The organism is Dysgonomonas sp. Marseille-Q5470 (assembly GCF_951230145.1).
Taxonomy (GTDB): domain Bacteria; phylum Bacteroidota; class Bacteroidia; order Bacteroidales; family Dysgonomonadaceae; genus Dysgonomonas.
Window position 1 is genome coordinate 20916 of the sequence record NZ_CATNVE010000004.1, and the last position, 22441, is coordinate 43356.

Genomic DNA, 22441 nt, shown 5'->3' on the forward strand with positions numbered 1-22441 from the left:
TATTATGAGAAAATTATATTTAATACTGCTTTTAATTACAGGATTCGCTACAATTTCATGTAATATCAAAAAAGAAGAAAAACAAAGCAAACCGCAGAAGAAACAAGCTTTGATGTGGTTTGATGGTACAGCCAATTTACCACGACTTAATAATAAAGACTCTATAAATTTCTATCTGAAAAAGATTAAAGATCTAGGTTTTACACACGCTGTGGTTGATATTCGTCCCATATCAGGAGAAGTACTTTACGATAGTAAAATAGCACCTAAAATGAAAGAATGGAATGGTGTGAAAAGTGCTGATTTTGATTTTCTAAAATATTTTATAGAAAAGGCGCATTCGCTAGGGTTGGAGGTGCATGCTTCGTTGAATGTTTTTTCGGCCGGGAATAATTATGTTTCTCGCGGACAGGTGTATGATGGGCATTCTGAATGGGCATCTACTGTTTATACTCCTACCCAAGGAATAATATCTATAACTCAAGATAAAGGGAAGGACAAATATGCAGCTATGGTAAACCCTATAAATAAAGAATTTCAGCGCCATATCCTTGATGTTCTTAAAGAGGTAGTCACAATGTATCCTACAATTGATGGTCTTATTCTCGATCGTGTGCGCTACGATGGTATCAATGCTGATTTCTCTCAAGCATCAAAAGAAGAGTTTGAAAAATATATAGGAGAAAAAGTAGTTAGGTTTCCTCAGGATATCTTTGAATGGGCAAAAGGTTCAAACGGCGAGTATAACCGTATCGATGGCAAGCATTTTAAAAAATGGATCGAGTGGAGAACAAAGAATATCTATGATTTCATGAAGTTGGCTAGAGAAGAGGTGAAGCTGGCAAATAAGAATGTTTCGTTCGGAACATATACCGGAGCATGGTATCCGTCATATTATGAAGTTGGTGTTAATTTTGCAAGCAATACCTATGACTCTTCTGCCGATTATGATTGGGCTACGCCTGAGTATAAGAATTATGGCTACGCAGAGTTACTTGATTTATACACTACAGGGAATTATTATACGAGCATTACTATTGACGAAATAAAAGCAAATAACCCTCAGATCAAAAACGAGACAGATAGTCGTGTACATAGTGGTGAATGGTACTGTGTAGAGGGATCGAACCGAAACTTACGCGTGATCTTGGGTAAAAATAAATTTAGTGGAGGAATCTTAGCAGATCAATTTTATAGTAATCCTGCCGGACTTGCTCGCTCTATAGAAATGAACTTGAAAGAATCGGATGGAGTGATGATTTTTGATATCGTTCATATTATTCAAAAAAATATGTGGAAAGAAGTGGAAGAAGGGATGAGAAACGGGAACATGATTAAGTAATATACGTATATGAATAATAGATCCTTTGCTTTGGATGCATTACGAGGGTATGCTATACTTACTATGGTGCTCTCTGCTACTATTAGTTTTCATATTTTACCCGGATGGATGTACCATGCTCAGACACCACCTCCGGATCATGCTTTTAATCCTACAGTACCCGGGTTAACTTGGGTTGATTTAGTTTTTCCGTTTTTTTTGTTTGCTATGGGAGCTGCTTTTCCCTTCTCCATAAAGAGAAAAATAGAGAAAGGAGAAACAAAAAAGAAAGCTATACTCGAAGGTTTTAAACGATATTTCCAGTTAGCATTTTTCGCTATTTTTATTTACCATCTTAGTCCGTGGGCTTTAAGTAGTCCTCAGGATTCCCGAGCATGGGGGCTAGCATTGCTTGCTTTTGCATTACTTTTTCCTATGTTTATGCGAATCCCTATCCAGATGCCCAAATGGGCTCACTCGACTGTAAAAATTGTAGCATTTGTTATTGCCTTTGTATTGATGTATACAGTTCATTATGCAGGGGATAGGGTATTTGATCCTCACTTTGCTGATATCATAATCCTTATCATGGCACATATGGCTGGGTTTGGAACTTTGATATATGTTTTCACGATGTATAATAAGACTGTACGAATAGCAGTTCTGTTCTTCATTATGGCAATACAGCTTGGTTCCGGGGTGGAAGGTAGTATAAATCATGCTATTTGGACTTTCACGCCGGCTGCTTGGCTTTTTAAGTTTGAATATCTAAAATATCTATTTATCATTATTCCGGGGAGCATAGCCGGAGAATATCTGCTTGAGAATATACAAACGAGAAAACAGGATGGAAACGTTAATTGCATAAAAGACAAAGCTACATCCTATTTATTATTGGTTATTGGACTCGCTCATATTCTGGTAAACCTGTGCTGTTTGTATAACCGTTGGTTAGCAATGAATATTGTTATTAACAGCTTGTTACTGTTTGCCGGGTATTTCGTTCTTAGAAAAAAAGATTCTGGATTCATTCGTTTATGGAAGAATCTTTTTATAGCGGGAGGCTTTATGATAATACTGGGATTATTCTTTGAAGCATACGAAGGAGGGATAAAGAAGGATCCAACTACATTCAGCTACTATTTTGTAAGTAGTGGGTTGGCTTTTATGGCATTGATGATCTTTAGCATTATCTGTGATTATTATAAATGCTATCGTAGTACGTCATTCTTGGTAATGATAGGACAAAATCCGATGATAGCCTATGTGGCTACAGGTCTATTTACAGGTCCTGTGTTAAACTTGTTAGGTATAATGCCTTTATTTTCTGTATTTTCAACTAGCCCTTGGCTTGGTTTTTTGCAAGGGGTTATACTTACATCTATTGCTATGTTTATAACAATGTTCTTTACTCGTATCAAATGGTTTTGGAGAACATGATTGAATTTCTTTTGATTATCTAAACTTTATATAAAGGATCTCATAAGCCAATGAGATCCTTTATTTTTTACAATACCAATGTTTCTTTGTATATTCGTCATATATTTAGAATAAAGGAAAATCCAGATTCCTTAAGCCCAATAAAAAATCTAACGGAAATAACATTTGAAACATATCTTTCTAACGGAGAACAATTCCGAGAAAAGTAAAGATCTAATAATATTTTATCATGAATAAAGTTTGTTTTATCCTCTTGTTTAGCCTTACCCTTATTTCTAGTCTAAAGAGTCAGCAGAACTACTTCCTGAATCCTGTTATTCGTGGAGATATGGCAGATCCGTCTTTAATAAGAATAGGTGATACCTATTATGCAACTGCTACCTCTTCCGAATGGGCTCCGCACTATCCGCTATTTACTTCAAAAGACTTGGTTAACTGGACGCAGATCGGACATATATTTGACAAGCGACCCGAATGGACTTCCAACTCTTTTTGGGCTCCCGAATTGTTTTATCATAACGATAAGGTCTATTGCTATTATACGGCGCGACGAAAGTCGGATGGAATATCATACATAGGTGTTGCTACAGTAAATGGTCCTACAGATGAATTTACAGATCATGGCCTTTTGGTCGAATTAGGAAAAGAAGCGATCGATGCATTTATCTATGACGACAATGGGCAGCTGTATATATCATGGAAGGCGTACGGGCTCGATGATAGACCGATAGAGATACTCGCTAGTAAATTGTCTGATGATGGCTTAAAATTGATTGGAGAGCCCTTCTCATTATTGAAGGATGATGAGCGGATCGGGATGGAAGGCCAGTACCATTTCAAAAGAGGAGATTATTATTATATCGTTTACTCACCTCATAGTTGTTGCGGCCCGCAAAGTGATTATGATGTATATGTTGCCCGTTCAAAAAGTTTTAAAGGGCCTTATGAGAAGTATTCTGGCAATCCGATTCTGCATAGCGGTGGTGGAGATTATCTATCCTGCGGACATGGAACAGCAGTAAATACTCCCGATGGGCGTTTGTTTTATCTGTTTCATGCCTACTTCAAAGGTGAGGGCTTTTTTGCCGGACGACAACCTGTATTACAAGAGATGTACATGGGAGACGATAGTTGGCCACATTTCCGCACAGGAACAGTGGGTAAAGCAGAGCAAGCTATGCCATATCCCGGAACTGTGCAGATGGGAGTTGGTGATTTTGAAGATAGATTCGAAGGTAGTGCGTTGAAAATAGATTGGACTTGGAACTTCCCTTATTCAGATATAAAGACTGAAATTCGGAATGGAAAACTTCTGCTTAGTGGCACACCAAAGCAAGGGAATGATTGGGGAACAGCATTATGCCTACGTCCGCAAACGCCTTATTATACTTATGAAACATTGGTGAATAATAGCAATAAGAGTATAAAAGGACTTACCATGTATGGAGATGATAAGAATCTCATAGTATGGGGTGTATCGGATGGAAAGTTAGAGTTGAAATCAATAAAAGATGGTCAGCAATCGTTGATCTATAATTCAATAATATCACAGAAGCTTGTCTATCTCAGAGCTCAGGTAGAGAAAGGTTGTTATATGACTTTCTATTGGAGTAAGGATGGGGAAAACTGGACGAAGATAAATGAGACTCCTATCCAAGCCGATTATTTAACCCGATGGGATAGAGTTGCCCGTCCAGGAATAATACAAATAGGAGACACTTCTCAGCCTGCTGAATTCTCTTACTTTAAGATGACGAATATAAAATAATAAAGGAACTGCCTTAGGAATCCAATACCTAAGGCAGTTCCTTTTATATGATTATCAAATAGTTTGCTTGCCTACCTGAGCACTTACCTTTTTACTCTTGTCTTTTCCCCAAAGCAATGTTAGCTCGAAAGCAACGTTCGAATCAATCGTAACCGATGGAGTTTCATCAGCCGAATTACGCTTATTAACTTTAAACGAAACCAAGCCGTCGGGGCCGTATGGATAGCGCTCCATCCCGTGTGCTTCGGTCTGAGTAATATCCCATATTACAGAATGATTGGCGTAGTCGGAACGGATACCTAAGATATACTCTATAAATACCGCAATAGGAGGAAGACCTGTCCAACCCACAAAGTCTTTGCGAGCCATAAATCCCGGTTCGGCGGCTTCGGGTGCATAATATTCCCAGAATGTTCCTGTGTTCTTGTATACTTCAAAAACATTATTGTAATGGTTTTTGGCTATCTCCTTCGCTTGTTTGGTGTATCCTTTCTTATCAAGTCCCGTGATGACCATATAGTTGGTTCCCGGCCAAACACCACCTTGCCAGTAGCGTCCTCTCGGGTTATATTTCGGATTGTCGGCCGAAAGAGATGGAACTCTGTGGGGACGGTTGAATGTTTTAGGATCGTCCAAATGCTTCACCATTCTATCCAGTTGCTTAGCATCCAATACATCGGTATGCAATGCCCAGAATGCAGGCATCCCCATCGTTGTACTCAGACTACCATCAGCATACTGATCGTACAAGAATCCCGTTTTTTCGTCCCAAAGATTGTCGTGTACATATTTGGTAAGCATTTTTATCTCGTCCTCAAATTCTTCGATCTCTTGCCAGCGTTCCAGATAGAAACCTATTTCGAGCAATACATTTGCCATCAATATTTGTTGCAGGCATGCATCCAGCCATACCATGTGTCCGTTACTATATATCATATTATACTGAGGCTGTACACGTGGCATGTTGTCCATACCTGTTCCCCAACCGCTCGACCAGTATGTTCCATTAGGCCATGTACGGTTTAGTTTCAGCCATTTGTAATATGCGCATAGTGCCGGGAATATCTTTTCTAAGCGTTCGTTATCGCCATACTGCTTGTAGTATAACATCTCACTCCATGGCAGAAGGTTAGGCCCGGTGCTTGTCGGGTCGTAACGCTCGAAGCAATCTGCTCCATCGGCTTTGATTTCGCGGCAAATGAACCCATCGGGATGCTGTTTGGCGTAGAAGTTATCCAATGTATGTTGGAATGGGAAAAAGCGGTATCCGTAGCGGGCAAACATCATCATAAAAGATGAATCCCACATAAAGATATTTCCGTTATAAGCTGTATCCAGATAACTGGAAACAAAGCCCGAACCTTTTTGTGGCTGACGGATATTGCTGATCGCTATTTGCCATGCTTTCCAATACATCTCTATCTCTTTCGCATGTCCTTCCCAAATAGGACTGGGCAATATATCCTTAGCCTCCTCGAAGCTTTTAGGAATTACTTCCTCGGGTTTTGCTATACGGTATTCATTCTCCGTAACCAACGCTTCCTTTACATACGTATTTTTGTATGGTAGGTTGTATTTTGGAGGTACCTCTTCATTTTCTTGAGAGAAGAGGTTGAATGTTACGATACAGTTTAGAATAATTAAACTAACAAGTCTTTTCATCTTAGGGTATTATAATCGATTTTTATTGTTACTTTTTACAAATATACTGTTTTTATATAAGCCTTATAACCTGTATGATATAAATAAAAGGTGACAAAAGTGACACTTTTTATTCTGTTTTTTATCTGTCACCTTTCTCTATTTTTTATCACGCTCAACGAAGAGAAGTATCATCTCCGGTAGGATAGAATAAGAAACATAAGACAGTGTCCTTATATAGATAAACTATTTTGCAATATACAACATATTATCAGGAATAATATCTTCTCTGATACTGCGGCTCGAAAGACCTACCTCGAGGAATTCTCCCATATAGTTTTCGAAATACAATAACTTCAATTCGTGATATCCGGCTTCGAGAGCAATCTTTCCTTCGGCACGTTTCAGGCTGTGAGAACCATCGTTGTCAACAACAGTTTGGCCGTCAATCAATAACTTCGAACCATCGTCGGAGAAAGTATAAAATTGATAAACGCCCTTTTCGGGTATTTTGATATATGTTTTGAATACAAATGCCATAGAATCTTTAGCTGTAGCAGAGGCAATCGAAAAATTGTTCATCGTACCTTCTTTTACAAGTTTGGCAGAAGCGATCATGTCTGTATGGGTTAGTTTAAAATCGGCTTCGTAATACTTGTACTCTACTCCTTGTTGTTTTACCTGAATGTTTTTTGCAGGTAAATACTCCGTTGCTTGTTCGTCGGCAGAAGACAAGCCTGAAGGATAATAATATTCAAACTCGATACCTTTCGGTGTGCGTATCCATGTATCGAACTGATTCTTGCCTTCATACATTTTGATAATGCGTCCGCCTCTCTCTAATTTACCGTAAGCGTCTACACCTGTTGTCCGTCCGAATGCGAGAGCTATTCCCTGATCGATACCTATATAGTCGTTATCGTGGTCGTGCCCTACAAACACACCCATTACGTCTTTCTTCTCTACCATCGAGCAAAACATTCCTGAATTTATTTCGGGAGAAGCAACCTCTTCTTCTTTATTGCCGATGGTCTTTTCTTTTCCAACTACGTTGTTATACTCCAATACAGGAATATGGAAGAATGCAAGAGCAGGAAGCGGTGTTCCGCCATTTTGTGCGGTATATTTATCACTGGTTTTTCTGTACCAGTCTATCTGATCGAAGTGTATCCAGTCGTAATGACCGTACTTGTGTGCAGAAGGTTTGTTGTGCGAGTCGATGCAATACAATACAGCCGCAGTCTTAGCTCCTTTCGACGACTTAACTTCTAACGGATAGTTTCCCGATCCCGATAGCTCCGGCCCTTTTTCTCCGATAAAGTAAGGGTAGTTTGCGATAAGATTAAAAACCTCATCACGGGTAAGCCCTGCTTCTTCATCGTGATTTCCCAAGGTGACAGCCCAAGGTGTTTTAGCCTCTTCAAATATTTTGCCAATAGATTTCCATCCTTCTTTGGCAGGCATATCGGTTACTACGTCACCCGTAAGGATAGCGATATCCGGCTTTTCGGTTGCCAAAACATGTTTGATCACATCAACAGTCTTGCTGCAATTAGGAGAGTTGTTGCTCCAATGCAGGTCTGTAAATTGGGCGATCTTAAAATAACCGTCCTTATTGAATTTCAGTTGTATGTTATTCTTTTGTGCGAATAACGTAATTGCGCAAAAGAGAGTTACGAGTATTAGTGTATATTTTCTCATGGCCTTTATCTGTATTCTCTCTGTCATACCGAGTGTAACGAAGTGTCTTGTTCCCTTTTATAAAACTGTTCAGCTTTGGGATGCTTCGTGCCTCAGCATGGCAGAGATGGTATAATTATTTTTTACAATCCTAATAATTTTTTCATCTTATGAAAAATCTGAGTATTCTTATACACTCCTATGAATTCGGACGAGCCCGGCCCGTAAGAAAAAACAGGTAGCATAAGCGGAGTGTGGTCGTCGGTCATATAGCGTGCTGTGAGATGTCCGTTGGCAACATTTCCGTCCACCAATGTAAGACCTCCTGTTTCGTGGTCGCCTGTTACTACAACCAATGTTTCTTCATTACTATCTGCAAACTCAAGGGCTGCTTTTACCGCCAAGTCGAAGCTTAATGTTTCCATTACAGAGCCCGGAAAAGAATTGGCATGTCCGGCATAATCTATTTTTGCACCTTCTACCATCAGGAAAAACCCTTTGTCATTTGTTGTCGATAATTTTTTTATAGCCTGATTTGTGGCGTCGGCAAGCATTGTCAGCGTTTCTTCCGATGCAGCCAGATCCATTCGTTCGTCAATACAGATAACCTTCTTGTTGTCGGCATTGATATCGTCAATAGATGTGCTGATTCTATACTGTTTTTTCAATTCACTTAAAATATCCTTGCCATCGTTCCGACGTGTGAAAACAGACATACCGGCACCGTTCAGAAGGGTTAGTTTTCCATCGAGCAAATACGAAGTTATTTCATCAGAGTTATCTCTTTCTACCGAGTGTCCGTAAAAAGCGGCAGGGGTAGCATCGGCAACATTACCCAGTGTTACAACCCCGCAAGCATATCCCGCAGCATACATTACATCTGCCATCGATGGGTATGCTACTCCATCTTCACTCATGCTGATATGGCGGTTGTTGTGGAGTTCGCCTGTTGCTAATGCGCTGCCTCCTGCGGCAGAATCGGTTGTATAGGAATCTTTGGCACTGGTGTTTTGCAATCCCACATATTTCATGTTGAAGATTGTCAGTCCGTTTCCATTTTTGTAATTGGCATTATTTACTGTAGCTCCCGCTTGTAATTGAGCAAGTCCTGTACCGTCACCAATAAGGAATATGATGTTCTTGATAGGCTTGTTGCTTCCATCATTTTTGTAAGTAGGGGTATATACATTGATACCTTTCGATAGTTGCAGAAGCTTGTTGTTAAAACCTTGAAATCCAACTGTTGTTCTATCCAGCCTTTTGGCACGTGCTACATCATCGGTTATATCTTCATTCTTCCCTATTTGGTAATTCTTATTGTCGAAATGCGAGAAATAATCAGCACACGCTTCAGGGCGGTCGGTATTAATGTAATCTATCCCTAGATTGTGGAATGTATTCCATGCGGTAACGCCATCGGGAGTTCCCCAAAAACGGATAGGCTTGCCCAATGCGTGTACTTCATTGATTACTTTTACCACTTTCTCCAACTCGGCTTTTTTAATAGATCCTTTACCGTTCCATACCGAATAGTCGGCAAAAGAAAGGCTTATCATTGCTATTCTTTTCAGCTGTTCGGGCGTATAGTCTGTTTTATATCCATCGAATGAAATAAATGATGGATATTTAGAATAATCTTTCTCGGCAGGACGATTCCCCGATATAACAACCTTTACGGCATAAGGGTTAACCGTAGCGTCGAAAACCTGAGGATAGGCTTTCAGTTTGGATACTAATATATCCAAAGTCGGATTTGCCGGAGTTTTCAGATCTACCAAAAGAATAAGCGTTTTATCTGAGTTTTTCCAAGGTCTCCCGCCATTTTGTTTAAATAGATGGACCAATGGGGTGATGTATGCCTCGTCTATAGTCGGGGCATTGGCGACGTCCTTTAGGTCGTGTGCTACCTTCAACTCATTGGCTTTCGCTGTTGTGTAAATATCAGCTTCTATAGATGCTACTTGCTGCGCATAAGCCTGATAAAACGGAACTCTTTGCTCGTAATCGTTATGAGAGTGAATGAGTATCCGTTGTTGTGCATTGATAGATATACTTATCAACCCTGTCAACAAGACTAATAAATATATTTTGTTTAAAATATGTCTCATGATTAAAAACCTTTTTTGATTGTTGTTGACTATACTTCGTTACACGCAGGATAGCACAAATTCTATAATTATTTTATTTCTATTTGAGCAACTACGACAGAATGGTCTGAAATAAATGTATCGTCCAATTTTTCAGGGAGTACACTGTGTTTAGCTACCTTGATGCCCTTGCTTACAAAAACATAATCGATAAACTCACGTCTTTCCATAGGTACTTTTCCAAATCCGTGGAATGTCCAGTCTGTACCGCTTTTCTCTACTGCAATATCTTTCGAATGAATAAGATGTTCAGGACTATTCACATCTGTAACGTGTTTGATTACATCCGATTCGGGTGTCGCATTAAAGTCTCCCGTCATAATGATAGGCAAACCGTTAGCAAGAGCATTCGCTCTGCTTAGCAATAAAGTTACACCTTCCTGACGCGCTATTTTACCCACATGATCGAGGTGTGTATTGATAAAGAAAAGTTGTTTTTTGCTGCTTATATCCTCCAGTATAGCCCATGTAGCTATGCGCTCACAAGCTCCATCCCAACCTTTAGACCCCGCCACTTCGGGTGTTTCGCTCAGCCAAAAGTAACCGGATTTTATTTCCTTGAATCTATCCTTCTTATATAATATAGCGCTGTATTCTCCCTTTTCGATACCGTCTTCACGACCTACTCCTATCGCATTATATTCGGGTAGGCGAGATTTTAAGTCGTTCAGCTGGTTTACAAGTACCTCTTGTGTTCCTACGATGTCTGCATTCTGATTCTTTATCGTCTTTGCCGCAACATCTTTCCTGTACTGCCAGTTGTTTAGGCTGTCGTCAGGATTATCGTAACGAATGTTGAAGCTCATTACATTGAGGTCTACCGGCTTGCTATTACATGAAGTCAATAGCACGATTACAGCAAGAAAATAAAATAACTTTTTCATCTTATCAAGGTTTTTTATTTTATGAATAAATTAGATGCTGGTATATTCTCAAACTTCTCGGATGTTGGTTTTTTCCAACCCCAACTCAGGTGCTCTCCTTCGTAATCCTCAAAGTATTGGAGCTTGTATGTGTGGTGGCCTTTTTTCAGGGCAATTCGGCCGGTGGCAGATATGGCTGCATGCGAACCATCGTTGTCAACTATCTTTATATTATCAACATACAAGACACTGCCGTCGTCGGAGGTAGTCATGAATTCATAGACGCCATCTTCTGGTACAAAGATAATACCTGTGAATATAAATGCAAAATGATCTGCTTGTTTTGCTCCGTTTATTGATGGTTCGGTTATTATTCCTTTCTCTACGAGAGGTGCCTTCTGTATCTGGTCTACAGCACTGAAGTATCCTTCGTAATAATGAAAGTTTGTACCATTCTCTTTCGCCAAGGCTGCTACAGGGTTATTAAATACAGCTTTTGTGGCTTGAATCGTAAATATACGGCTCGGAATAAATCCATCTTTATATGCACGAGCTTTGATCGTTGTAGTTGCTGCTATTTCTATTGGCTCGGAATAGAGTGCTGATTCTTCGGTTGGCTCTTTCCCGTCGAGGGTGTAATAAATTTTCACATCTTTTGTCGCCGAATGCAAATCAACAGTTGTATTGTCAATGAAGAGATCCAGATCTTTTGTTGTATATGGTATCGAAACAATCTTTCCTGTGGTCATCGAATGCGGATAGTCAGATTCTGCTATGCCTCTGGACTTGTTTGGGGTGGATGATAAGTTGAAATCGAGCACCCCTCCTTGCATTAGTTCTTGGTAGGTGATGTAATTAGCAGCTATTTCTTTTCCGTTGAGAGAAACCTTGTTGATATACACATTCTTTTCAGGGTGATTAGCCTTTATAGTCAATGTTTTTCCGTTCGCTAATTTAATTGTTGCTTTTTCAAACAGCGGAGTTGTCAACGAAAATTCATTCGAGCCCGGGCATACAGGATAAATACCTATACTGCTAAGGATATACCAAGCAGACATCTGTCCGCAATCTTCGTTGCCACTGATTCCCTCAGGGGTTGGCTGATACATCTCCGATAGTATGCGGCGGGTCATAGCCTGCGTTTTCCACGGCTGACCAACATAATTGTATAGGTATGCCATATGATGGCTCGGCTCGTTGCCGTGCGCATATTGCCCTATGAGTCCTGTGATATCAGACATGTGTCCGTCAACTTTTGACTCCACAACAAAGAGGCTATCCAGCTGCGAGGTGAATTCATCTTTCCCCCCGAAGAGCTGTATAAGACCATTTACATCATGCGGTACAAAGAATCGGTATTGCCATGCAGTAGCTTCTGTATATGCACGTCCCGGTTCAAAAGGATTGAAAGGGCTGTCCCAATTTCCGTCCATACGTTTACCTCTAAAGAATTTGGTATGTCCGTCAAATACATTGATGTATGATAGAGCTCTTTCCGTATATACTTTGTAATCATCCTCTTTTCCTAACTCTTTTGCCATTTGCGCAATACACCAATCGTCGTATGCATATTCGAGAAGGCATGACACTGACTCTCGTTTTATGTTTGAAGGTATAAATCCGTATTTGATATAATAGTCAGAACCTTTTTTGTTTTTGTCGGACGAAACCTTCATGGCTTCATAAGCCTTAGCAATATCAAAACCTCTTATTCCTTTCATGTAAGCATCGGCTATTACAGATACTGAGTGGTAGCCGATCATAGTGCCTGTTTCTCCGGCAGATAGCGGCCAGATAGGAAGCTCGCCCGAGGCATCATACATATCGAGGTAAGAGTTGATAATATTATTTACCAGTGTAGTATCTGTTAGTGTAATGAGAGGATTCCATGCACGGAATGTATCCCAAATAGAAAATGTAGAATAATATTTCTCTCCCTCAGGCAATATACCAACCTTCATATCATGGCGGCGAAACTGTCCGTTTACGTCGCTCATTATATTGGGTACTACTTTTGAGTGATATATGGCAGTATAGAAGTTTTTCAAATCATGTTCGTTTCCGCCTTCTACAACGATTTCCGATAATGCTTCAGACCAAAGGTTGCGGGCTTGATTGTGTACTACATCAAAGTCGAAATCTTCTACATCGTGGCTCAGGTTTTTTCGTGCATTCTCTTCACTTACAACCGAGAAAGCAACCTTAGCTATAATGGGTGTACCGTCCGAAGAGCCAAACTTGAGAACGGCTTGTTGATTATTCGTTTTAGGTTTGGTATCCTTGTCCAGAATGACACCATCGTTAACTAAGTCGAAAGACTGAATATCTTTTGAAAACTGAGCAACGAAGAACACATACTGATTGGTTACCCATCCCTGAGTTCTTCTCATTCCCGACACTTCATTGTTTGCCGATTGCCTGATAACGAGCGAGTCGATAACTTCTTCGGCCAACACATGCGCCATGTCTATAATTATGGCTTGGTTTTTATCTTTTTCGAAAGTGTATCGATGTACACCTGTATATGTTGTAGCTGTCAGTTCAGCTTTAATTCCTTCTTCTTTGAAATCAACCGAATAATATCCGGGTGAGGCTTTTTCGTCTTGATGCGAAAAGGCAAGAGGCTCGAAAATATAACCTTTCGATACCGGTTTTATGTCTTTGGTGGTAGGATGGAAAAGCACGTCGCCCAGATCGGCACAGCCTGTTCCACTAAGGTGTGTGTGCGAAAATCCTAAAATAGAAGAATCGCTATAATGATAGCCCGAACATGCATCCCAGTCTCCTGTACGGGTGTCGGGGCTCAACTGTATTGCTCCATACGGAGTGGTAGCTCCGGGATATGTGTGTCCATGAAAACCTGTTCCGATAAATGGGTCTACATAGTCGATAGGGTTTTTAGGTAGATTTGTACAGCTATAAAGTAAAATTGCGACAAATAATGAGTGTATTAATTTCTTCATTAAAATAGATTTTTTAATATTCCGGAGAGATTAATCCCTCCGGAATATTGTAAATAAGGGTATTAATATCCTTTATTTTGTTTCAGATTTTTGCTTTTTGATATTTCATCAGCTGGAATGGCAAATACGTGGTTTTTGTTCGGATCATAAGAGCGAGCTTTCCATACTTGAATCACCGTTTTGGAGGTGATATCCTTTCCATCTGTAGTTGTTTGATAACCATGCAAAGGACTTGCATAGGTTTCTTTAGCATCTCCCCAGCGAACTAAATCTAAATGACGACTAGGCATGAACTCGAACGCTAGTTCGCAACGACGTTGATTTTTTAATTCTGTTTTGGTTGCTGTACTATTCTCTGGTATTCTGGCTCGTTTGCGAATTTGATTGAGAAGGGCTTTCGCTTCTGCATCACCTTCACCGTTTTTCCAAATAAGAGCTTCAGCCTTCATTAATAATACATCAGCATAGCGGATAAGTACCTGCCCTAATCTATTACTTTGATTATCTCCATTTGTACTTACATCTTTTCCAATACAGTCAGCAGCTTCAAATATGGACATAAATTTACGGAAGGTCATACCAGTAGGGCTTGATATATTTGCAGGATTAACAGCCCATGTAATTTTATGACCAATGAATGTGATTTCTTCACCTGGAGACAATATTGTAGATTCGCGACGGACATCATTTGGTTCAAAAGCATCATACAGCTCCTTAGTTGGTTGGAAGTATCCCCATGTATTGTAATACCCAAAACCTCCATTTTGGAAAGACATTCCATGGAATTTAGGCCCCTCTATCTCATTTCCCAATATAGAGAATAAATACTCTTTGCAAAAATTATTCTCTTTTGTAAACAATTTTGCAAAAGGATTAGCTGATCCGTCATCAAATAATTCACGCTTATCTTCCCCTGTTAGAGCCATAATTTTATTACAAAAATCGATTACAGTATCGTAGTATTTTGCATCATACTGGGCTGCATATAGTGCTGCGCGTGCTCCGAAAGCCCAAGCTGCAGCTTTGTGGGGACGCCCATAGTCATTAGAGCTTAATTGAGAGAAGAGAGGGAGCAGATCTCCTGCTTTATATAAGTCATCTATTATCATATCGTAGTTTTCGAGGACAGAAGCAGGACGAGGCTGATCTAAATTATCTAAAGGTGTGTTTTCTGTCATAATAGGAATTCCTCCATTAGTTCCATTGTCGCCATAGTACGGAGATAACCATAGGTAGGCAAATCCTCTATAAAAGTGAGCTTGACCTAGAGCATTACTTTTTAGAGCCTCTGATATATTCATTCCCGGCACATAACGGAATACATCGTTTGTCATAGCTATTAGTTGGTACATACGAGGCCATAATTGTTTTACATCACGGTCGTTGCCTGCTACCATTTCAAAATTTTTAATGGCGTCACCTCCCGAGCTATTACGGCCTGTTACCATGTTATCACTACAATTCTCAAACCACATTATTCCACGGCCCGCTGTACCTTCCCAATATGCATATCTACTGGCAAAAGCATTTATAGCCTGTTTTACATCGTCTTCAGTTTTCCAGAAATTACCAGTTGTTCCTGCTCCATATGGATCGGGTTGAAGAAAGTCGCTACAACTAGCAGTAATGAACATAACTGCTAAAATGATACTTATTCTGCTATATTTTAATATATTCATAATTGTAATTTTTTTTGAAAAATGCTATGTTAGAAATTTACATTTAATCCAAGTCTGAATGATCTGGCAACAGGATAGTTACCTCCATCAAGACCGAAATTGCCAACTTCAGGGTCAAAACCACTGTAGTTTGTAAAAGTTGCTAAATTATCTCCGCTTATATAGAACCGTACGCTACTTTTTGCTAAGCCTAGAGAGGTCATTGTTTTTACGGGTAATGTATATCCCAATGTTATATTTTTGAGGCGTAGGTATGATCCGCTTTCAAGGAAGAAATCAGATACTTTAGAATAGTTCCCGTTACTATCTCCGGCTATAGAAAGGCGAGGAATTCCTGAATTCGGATTATAATTCCATGAATTCAATACATCAGCTAACATATTGTTACCAACATCCCTTCCAGTCATTCCCATCTGTTTGAATCCATTAAAAATTTCCACATTGGATATTCCCTGAAACATAAAACTAAAGTCAAATCCTTTCATATTGAAACCACCACCGAATGAGTAAGTGATTTTAGGTAAATAACTCCCTAGATATTGTTTATCATTATCTGAAATGGTTCCATCATTATTGAAATCTATAAATTTGATATCTCCAGGAACTGCATTAGGTTGTATTTTTTTACCATCTTTTGTATAATTATCTATCTCTGCCTGATTTTGGAAAATACCATCTGTTTTTATTAGATAATAAGAATACCACGGTTCACCAACAGCAGAGCGTAGAGGTTGCATACTATTCATTGTTGTACTGTGTTGTAAGAAAGGTAGATCTCCAAGATCTTTTACTTCGCTTGTTACACTACTAAGATTTCCCCATATGTTAAAGTTTATATCATTTATTGTCTTTCTATATGTAGCAGCAAATTCCCAACCTTTATTTACAACCTTACCTACATTTCCGAAAGGGGCTGTTTCGACCCCAGCGACAGAAGGTACAGCCATATATTCAATCAGGTCTTTTGTCGTTTTGTGAAAGTAGTCAACAGTGATATCTAAAGATTTTTTCAACATTGTAAGATCTAATCCTATACCTGTTTGTTCGGTAGTCTCCCACTTCAGGTTTTTGTTGGATAAAGAACTTGAGTAAACTCCATAATAAACTTGATCAAGGTTTTCTCCGTATATAAGAGGATATTGAACATAAGATAGTGGTACGTCTGAAGAGTATCGAGGTACCAATTTAACGTTACCGACCTGTCCCCAGCTCCCTCTTATCTTTAGCAGATCAATATGTTGCTTTAATCCATGGAAGAACGGTTCGGATGAAATTTTCCATGATGCAGAAAATGCAGGAAATACTCCTGAGTTATTATCTTTATAGAGTTTTGATGTCGCATCGCGACGTATGCTCGCTGTTGCAAAGTACTTGTCGTCAAAAGAGTAGCCGACACGTCCAAACATGGATATCAAAGACTCATCCCATATTGTCTCTTCCGGTTTGTTTTTTGTCCAATTGTTTCCGCTAGGAAAAACCGTAGAATGTTCATCTTCTTTGTCAAAGTCTGTAACTACTGTTCTAGTCCATCTATCATTATCTTTACTCATTGTATACCCACCTAATAAACTGATGTTATGTTTGTCGTTGAATGATTGAGCGTAGGTTGCGGTAGTTTCCCATACCCAGTTTGTATGCCATGAGGTGGATATGCCGCGTGAATTATCGTCAATAATAAGTCCTATTTCAGGTACTCTTGAACTAAAATATTCATACCGATCGGATCTTAGGCCTGCTGTAAAGTCCGATTTGATAGTCAAACGACTAATTGGCTTTATCTCTATGCTAGTAGTTGAATATATTGTTGAAGATGGCCTATTCTGTCTAAGACGTTCAAGTGTTGCTACAGGATTTCTTATTTCTCCATATCCGGAGATACCTGTTGCGGCGGCCCACTTAGGAATAGTGCCTCCGTATAATGGTTTTCCATAACTGTCGTATACAAGTTCTCCATCTTCACTATATTCGTAGATCGTTGCCGAACTAGGGTAAAATACCGATCCTATAAGAACACCTTGATGGCTACTGGTATTTACATCTCCTTGTCCATTTGTATATTGGAATGTTGCACGTTGAGTAGCTTTCATCCATTTTGTTAACTGAAAATCCAAATTCATCTTTGCATTCAGACTTTCTTTATACGTATTTAGAAGAATACCTTCGTTACGATCGTATGAAACAGAAGTTAAAGCTTTAATAATATCAGTACCTCCTGTTATATTCAGATCATAGTGTTGTTGATATGCAGTTCGGAATACTTCATCAAGCCATTTTGTCCGAGTTACATTTCCATAGGGATATATTTGTGGATTAGCAACCGTGGGTAATACCGATGAGCTTCCTGGAGACTTGTCAGCAATGGCTTTAGCCCATACTTGATTATATTGTTCTGCAGAAAGTACATCTGGGATTTTAGATACGTTTTGAATACCTTGGTAAATATTCAAGCTAACTTTTGCTTTGCCGGCCTGCGCTTGTTTTGTTGTGATAATGATCACACCTCCAGATCCGACTGATGCACCATAGATAGCGGCAGAAGCAGCATCCTTTAATACAGTTACAGATTCTACATCTGCCATATTAAAAGGAGCATTCGGTACCCCATCTACAACATATAAGATTCCGTCACCACTGCTTGGATCTCCATCATTACCTCTCGATCCACGTCCACGGATAGAAATAGTTCCGGCTTTTAGAGGATCTCCTCCAGCCGATTGTATAGTAAGACCTGAAACTCTACCTTGCAAAAGTGTATTAAAGTCAGAAGGGCGACTTTTCATAGATTCATCAATCTGTATAGTTGAAACAGCCATTGATAAATCTTGCTTGCGTGCAGATCCATAACCTATAGCTACAACCTCAGATAGTTGATGTACATCCTCTTCTAATAATACGTCTATAGTGCTTCTATTACCTATAGCTATGCTCTGCTGTTTATACCCAAGGAATGAAAATATTAGAGTTGAATTCTCTTTTACGCTTAAAGTATATGCACCATCTATGTCTGTAATTGTACCGTTGGTGGTTCCTTTTTCCACAACAGAAACTCCAATCATTGGTTCGTTGGTTGTAGCATCTTTTATCGTACCTTTAATAGGTTGTGTAGATTGTCTACTATCTTTTACTTCGTTTGTTCCGGCAACAGATAATATAATCTGATCATCTACTATGGTATAAGTGATGTTCGAATCTTCGAATAGTGAATTTAGTATTTCATTTACCGGTCTGTCTTTTACATTTATCGATACAATCTTATCTGTGTTGATAAGTTTGTCGTTATACATAAAGTGGTAAGAAGACGCTTTTTCTATTTCTTTTAGTACAGAGCGGATAGCTCCAGTTCTATTGATGGAAATGCTGTCTATCCGTTTCGATTGGACGGTGAAGGACATTAAAAATAGCCCTAAAAATAAGAGATATTTGCTTTTCCCTCCTAAAATAAATTTCATTAATGTCATGGTATATTTTTTTTAAGGTTAATGTTGAAAAATACGGGTTCAGATGGAGCAAAAAAATCCAGCCCCCTTAGAAGTAAGTGGTAATGTCTTTTCATAAATTTTCTTGTTTTAAAAAACATCATACAAATGAATATCCTTATTCTTAAGGAATCACTTCGACGATATTAAGTTTTAATTAAAAGGAATAACACATTTTGTTCATACTGGTTCGATTTTAGGTTTTAAATTTTAGATTTAAGTTTCTGAGTTAATATTATTTTTTGTCCTTGTCTTTTCCATTCCAACTGAGGTGTACTCAATGATAGCATGTTCATTATCTGATATATTGATTCATCTTTGATCGTCGCCGTAAAGCGATATTCTTTCAAGCTCTCATCTTGTATCACAATATCTACCCCATAAACCCTATTCAACTTTTGTACGACTTCCTCGAGCGGCCTATTGTTGAATAATAAAATCCCCTGTTCGTAAGCGTCATACTCGTTCGGTGTACTGTTTGATATTGTATATTTTCTATCTGTTTTGTTAAACACCAATCGGGTATCAGGCTTCATTGTTATCGGGTGATTCAGCCTTGGCGAATTGAAGTCTACAATACCTCGTTCCAGATATACCTGTATTGTATTATCTGCATCATAATCTCTTACCGAGAACTTAGTCCCGTATGCTTTTACCCTTGTTCCGTCTGTCGTTTCTACATAGAAAGGATTCTTTGGGTTTGATTTCACCTCAAAAGTTCCTTCACCGTCTAAAATAACAAGCCGCTCTTCATCAGAAAACCGATCAGGATATTTGAGTGTTGACCCTGCATACAGAGATACTTTCGACCCGTCGGGTAGAGAGATATTTACTACTTTGGCATTTGTTGCAGCTACTTCGTTATAGACCACAGGGCCTGTCTTGTATTTATCTATCAGCAGGTATGTGAAGCCTAATATCAAAGGAATTGTGATGATTGCAGCCGAATTGGCTAGCCAGCGACGCCAGTTGATTGTTTTCTTTTCCGCCAAAGAGAACGGTATTTCAGGAATCTCTTTGTTTATAGACAGTGCTTGCGAAGCCTTATACACAAGGTTCCATTGATGGAATATCTTACGAGCTTCGTCAGAAGACGACAAAAAAGACTCAAACTCTACTTTTTCTTCAGAGCTTAGTTCTTTGTTGTGAAACTTGAATATTAACTTTTCAAATTTTTCTTTATCCATAATAGAATTTAGTGGCTTCTATATATAAGACAGATAACTCATAGGTCACCCTATGAAAAAAATTAATTTTTGTTGAAGAAAAGGAAAAGGAGAACGTAAGGTAGGAAATCTTTTAATGATACCGATAATATAATCAGCGATTTATGCATGTATGCTTCTACTGTTTTTATCGAAATATTTTTTCTTTCGGCTATTTCTTTATAAGTAAGATGTTCAAATCGGCTCATTCTGAATACTTCCCTGTATTTTTCGGGAAGTTCATTTATTGCTTTTTCAATCAAATTTTCCAGTTCCTCAACAGAATATAAATCGTCAGAAGTGTAGGGGTCGTACGTATTCAATATATACTGCTCGTATGTCATTTGTGTTTTTTGCTTTTCTATCAAATTGAGGCAGTGATTTCGTGTTGCAGTAAGAAGGTAGGAACGGACAGAGGTATTGATAAATATATTTTTTCGGTCTCTCCACATTTTTAAGAACACATCGTGTATGCAATCTCTAACAGAGTCTTGGTCGGATATGTATCTGTTTGCAAATACGCATAATGGTGCATAAAAAAGATTATATAGCCTGTCGAAGGCATTGTGATCATCTTCTTTTATCAGATCAAACAATCTATCATATGTGTTTTCCCTCTCCATTCGAAAACTGATATATAACAAACATCCTGCAAATGTATGATATATTTTCAGGCTTAAATGTTAATTAAGAAAATAATATGTAAGATTTCCCTTATCTTTATACCTTCCTTATATTCAGAAAATAGAAGATTAATCTTTAATCTGTAAATATAGACCTTGAAGTAAAATATTTTAAACATAAAATATTCACCATGAAAAAATTCATTATTTTATTTTCTTCATGTTTGTTAACGTTTAACTGTGGAGCTCAGCAACCAAAAGAACAATCTCTCTTATTGAAAACTCCTGTTCAAGAGCGTCCGGCAGGACAAACAGATGTACTCGAGTTGAGAACCGAACCCTTACATGTGGTGCGTGTAGCATTCATCGGCTTAGGCATGCGAGGCCCCGGAGCTGTGAACCGAATGACTTATATTCCGGGAGTGGAGGTTGTTGCATTGTGTGATGTAGAGCAAAAAAATACAGAGAAAGTAAATAAAATGCTACAAGAAAAAGGCCTTCCTAAAGCTCAGGAGTTTTATGGAGACACCTCTGTGTGGCGTAAGGTTACAGCCCTTCCCAATGTAGATCTTGTTTATGTGGCAACAGACTGGTTGTCGCATGCAAAAATAGGTATTCAGGCGATGAAAGACGGCAAGCATGTGGCAATTGAAGTTCCCGCTGCTGTAACAATGGATGAAATATGGGGATTGATCAACACCTCCGAGCAAACCAGAAAGCATTGCATGCAATTAGAAAATTGCGTATATGATTTCTTCGAACTCACAACCCTAAATATGGTACAGCAAGGATTGTTGGGTGAAGTGATTCATGGCGAAGGTGCATATATTCATGGTTTACAACCATATTGGGATGAGTACTGGAACGACTGGCGCATGGACTTTAATAAAGCTCACCGAGGTGATGTGTATCCTACGCACGGACTTGGGCCTGTATGTCAGGCAATGAATATACATCGTGGTGATAAACTGAACTATTTGGTTGCGATGGATACGAAGGCGATAGGCAATCCTGAATTTTTGAAAAAGAATAGAAATGAAGAAGTAAAAGGCTTTCGCAATGGAGATCATACCACCACTATGATTGGAACAGAGAATGGGAAATCTATATTGATAGAGCATAATGTAACATCACCTCGTCCATACAACCGTATGTATCAGCTTACCGGGACAAAGGGATTTGCGAACAGATACCCGATAGAAGGATATGCATTAGACAGTGAAGAGCTTGACCCTGCATTGACCAAGAATCATGAAAACTTGACGGCTCACAGCTTCGTACCCGAAGATGTGCAAGTGGCATTGATGGAGAAATATAAACACCCTATAGCAAAAGATATAGAAGATCAGGCTAAGAAAGTCGGAGGACACGGAGGAATGGACTTCATAATGGACTATCGTCTCATATATTGTCTTCAAAGGGGGCTTCCGCTTGATATGGATGTGTATGACCTTGCCGAATGGTGCAGCCTGATACCATTAACGGAAATTTCGCTCGACAATAATTCAGCTCCTGTAGAGATTCCCGACTTCACACGTGGAGGGTGGAATAAAATAAAAGGATTGAAATTTGCTCAGTAATCCCCTTCGTAGACCTTTATAAAAGGATAAAGGAAAAGGAGTTGTCGGTATTCAT

At 39.0% G+C, this 22441-nt stretch carries 13 protein-coding genes; 4 read left to right on the forward strand and 9 right to left on the reverse strand.

Annotation, left to right across the window (positions count from 1 at the left end; genetic code table 11):
* Positions 1-4 precede the first annotated feature (4 nt).
* The 3 genes from QOX35_RS08760 to QOX35_RS08770 all read left to right on the forward strand — a co-directional run bounded on the left by QOX35_RS08760 (position 5) and on the right by QOX35_RS08770 (position 4529).
* Positions 5-1342: an alpha amylase family protein gene (locus QOX35_RS08760; RefSeq protein ID WP_283686596.1), complete on the forward strand. Its 1338-nt coding sequence runs from the start codon at positions 5-7 to the stop codon at positions 1340-1342.
* Positions 1343-1351: 9 nt separating this feature from the next.
* Positions 1352-2761 carry a DUF5009 domain-containing protein gene (locus QOX35_RS08765; protein WP_283686598.1) on the forward strand — a complete coding sequence of 470 codons (1410 nt, stop codon included), beginning with the start codon at positions 1352-1354 and terminating at the stop codon, positions 2759-2761.
* A gap of 229 nt (positions 2762-2990) precedes the next feature.
* Positions 2991-4529 carry a family 43 glycosylhydrolase gene (locus QOX35_RS08770; RefSeq protein ID WP_283686599.1) on the forward strand — a complete coding sequence of 513 codons (1539 nt, stop codon included), beginning with the start codon at positions 2991-2993 and terminating at the stop codon, positions 4527-4529.
* Between the two features lie 54 nt (positions 4530-4583).
* Here the strand turns inward: QOX35_RS08770 and QOX35_RS08775 are convergent, their stop codons facing one another.
* The 9 genes from QOX35_RS08775 to QOX35_RS08815 all read right to left on the reverse strand — a co-directional run bounded on the left by QOX35_RS08775 (position 4584) and on the right by QOX35_RS08815 (position 20806).
* A complete protein-coding gene (locus QOX35_RS08775) occupies positions 4584-6191 on the reverse strand; it encodes an MGH1-like glycoside hydrolase domain-containing protein (protein ID WP_283686600.1) in 1608 nt (535 codons plus the stop codon).
* 225 nt (positions 6192-6416) lie between these two features.
* Positions 6417-7871: a PA14 domain-containing metallophosphoesterase gene (locus tag QOX35_RS08780; RefSeq protein WP_283686601.1), complete on the reverse strand. Its 1455-nt coding sequence runs from the start codon at positions 7869-7871 to the stop codon at positions 6417-6419.
* 122 nt (positions 7872-7993) lie between these two features.
* On the reverse strand, positions 7994-9958 hold the full coding sequence (locus QOX35_RS08785) for an alkaline phosphatase (protein ID WP_283686602.1): 1965 nt from the start codon (positions 9956-9958) through the stop codon (positions 7994-7996).
* A 68-nt stretch (positions 9959-10026) separates the two neighbouring features.
* On the reverse strand, positions 10027-10881 hold the full coding sequence (locus QOX35_RS08790) for an endonuclease/exonuclease/phosphatase family protein (protein ID WP_135104484.1): 855 nt from the start codon (positions 10879-10881) through the stop codon (positions 10027-10029).
* A gap of 14 nt (positions 10882-10895) precedes the next feature.
* On the reverse strand, positions 10896-13823 hold the full coding sequence (locus QOX35_RS08795; RefSeq protein ID WP_283686603.1) for a GH92 family glycosyl hydrolase: 2928 nt from the start codon (positions 13821-13823) through the stop codon (positions 10896-10898).
* 62 nt (positions 13824-13885) lie between these two features.
* Positions 13886-15502, reverse strand: a complete 1617-nt coding sequence (locus QOX35_RS08800; RefSeq protein WP_283686604.1) for a RagB/SusD family nutrient uptake outer membrane protein — start codon at positions 15500-15502, stop codon at positions 13886-13888.
* A 29-nt stretch (positions 15503-15531) separates the two neighbouring features.
* Positions 15532-18960, reverse strand: a complete 3429-nt coding sequence (locus tag QOX35_RS08805; protein WP_283686605.1) for a TonB-dependent receptor — start codon at positions 18958-18960, stop codon at positions 15532-15534.
* A gap of 221 nt (positions 18961-19181) precedes the next feature.
* On the reverse strand, positions 19182-20165 hold the full coding sequence (locus tag QOX35_RS08810; protein WP_283686606.1) for a FecR family protein: 984 nt from the start codon (positions 20163-20165) through the stop codon (positions 19182-19184).
* A gap of 62 nt (positions 20166-20227) precedes the next feature.
* Entirely contained in the window at positions 20228-20806 is a 579-nt protein-coding gene (locus QOX35_RS08815; protein WP_135104489.1) for an RNA polymerase sigma-70 factor, read from the reverse strand.
* A 191-nt stretch (positions 20807-20997) separates the two neighbouring features.
* Here QOX35_RS08815 and QOX35_RS08820 point away from each other — a divergent pair, with 191 nt between their 5' ends.
* Entirely contained in the window at positions 20998-22386 is a 1389-nt protein-coding gene (locus QOX35_RS08820; RefSeq protein ID WP_283686608.1) for a Gfo/Idh/MocA family protein, read from the forward strand.
* Positions 22387-22441 lie beyond the last annotated feature (55 nt).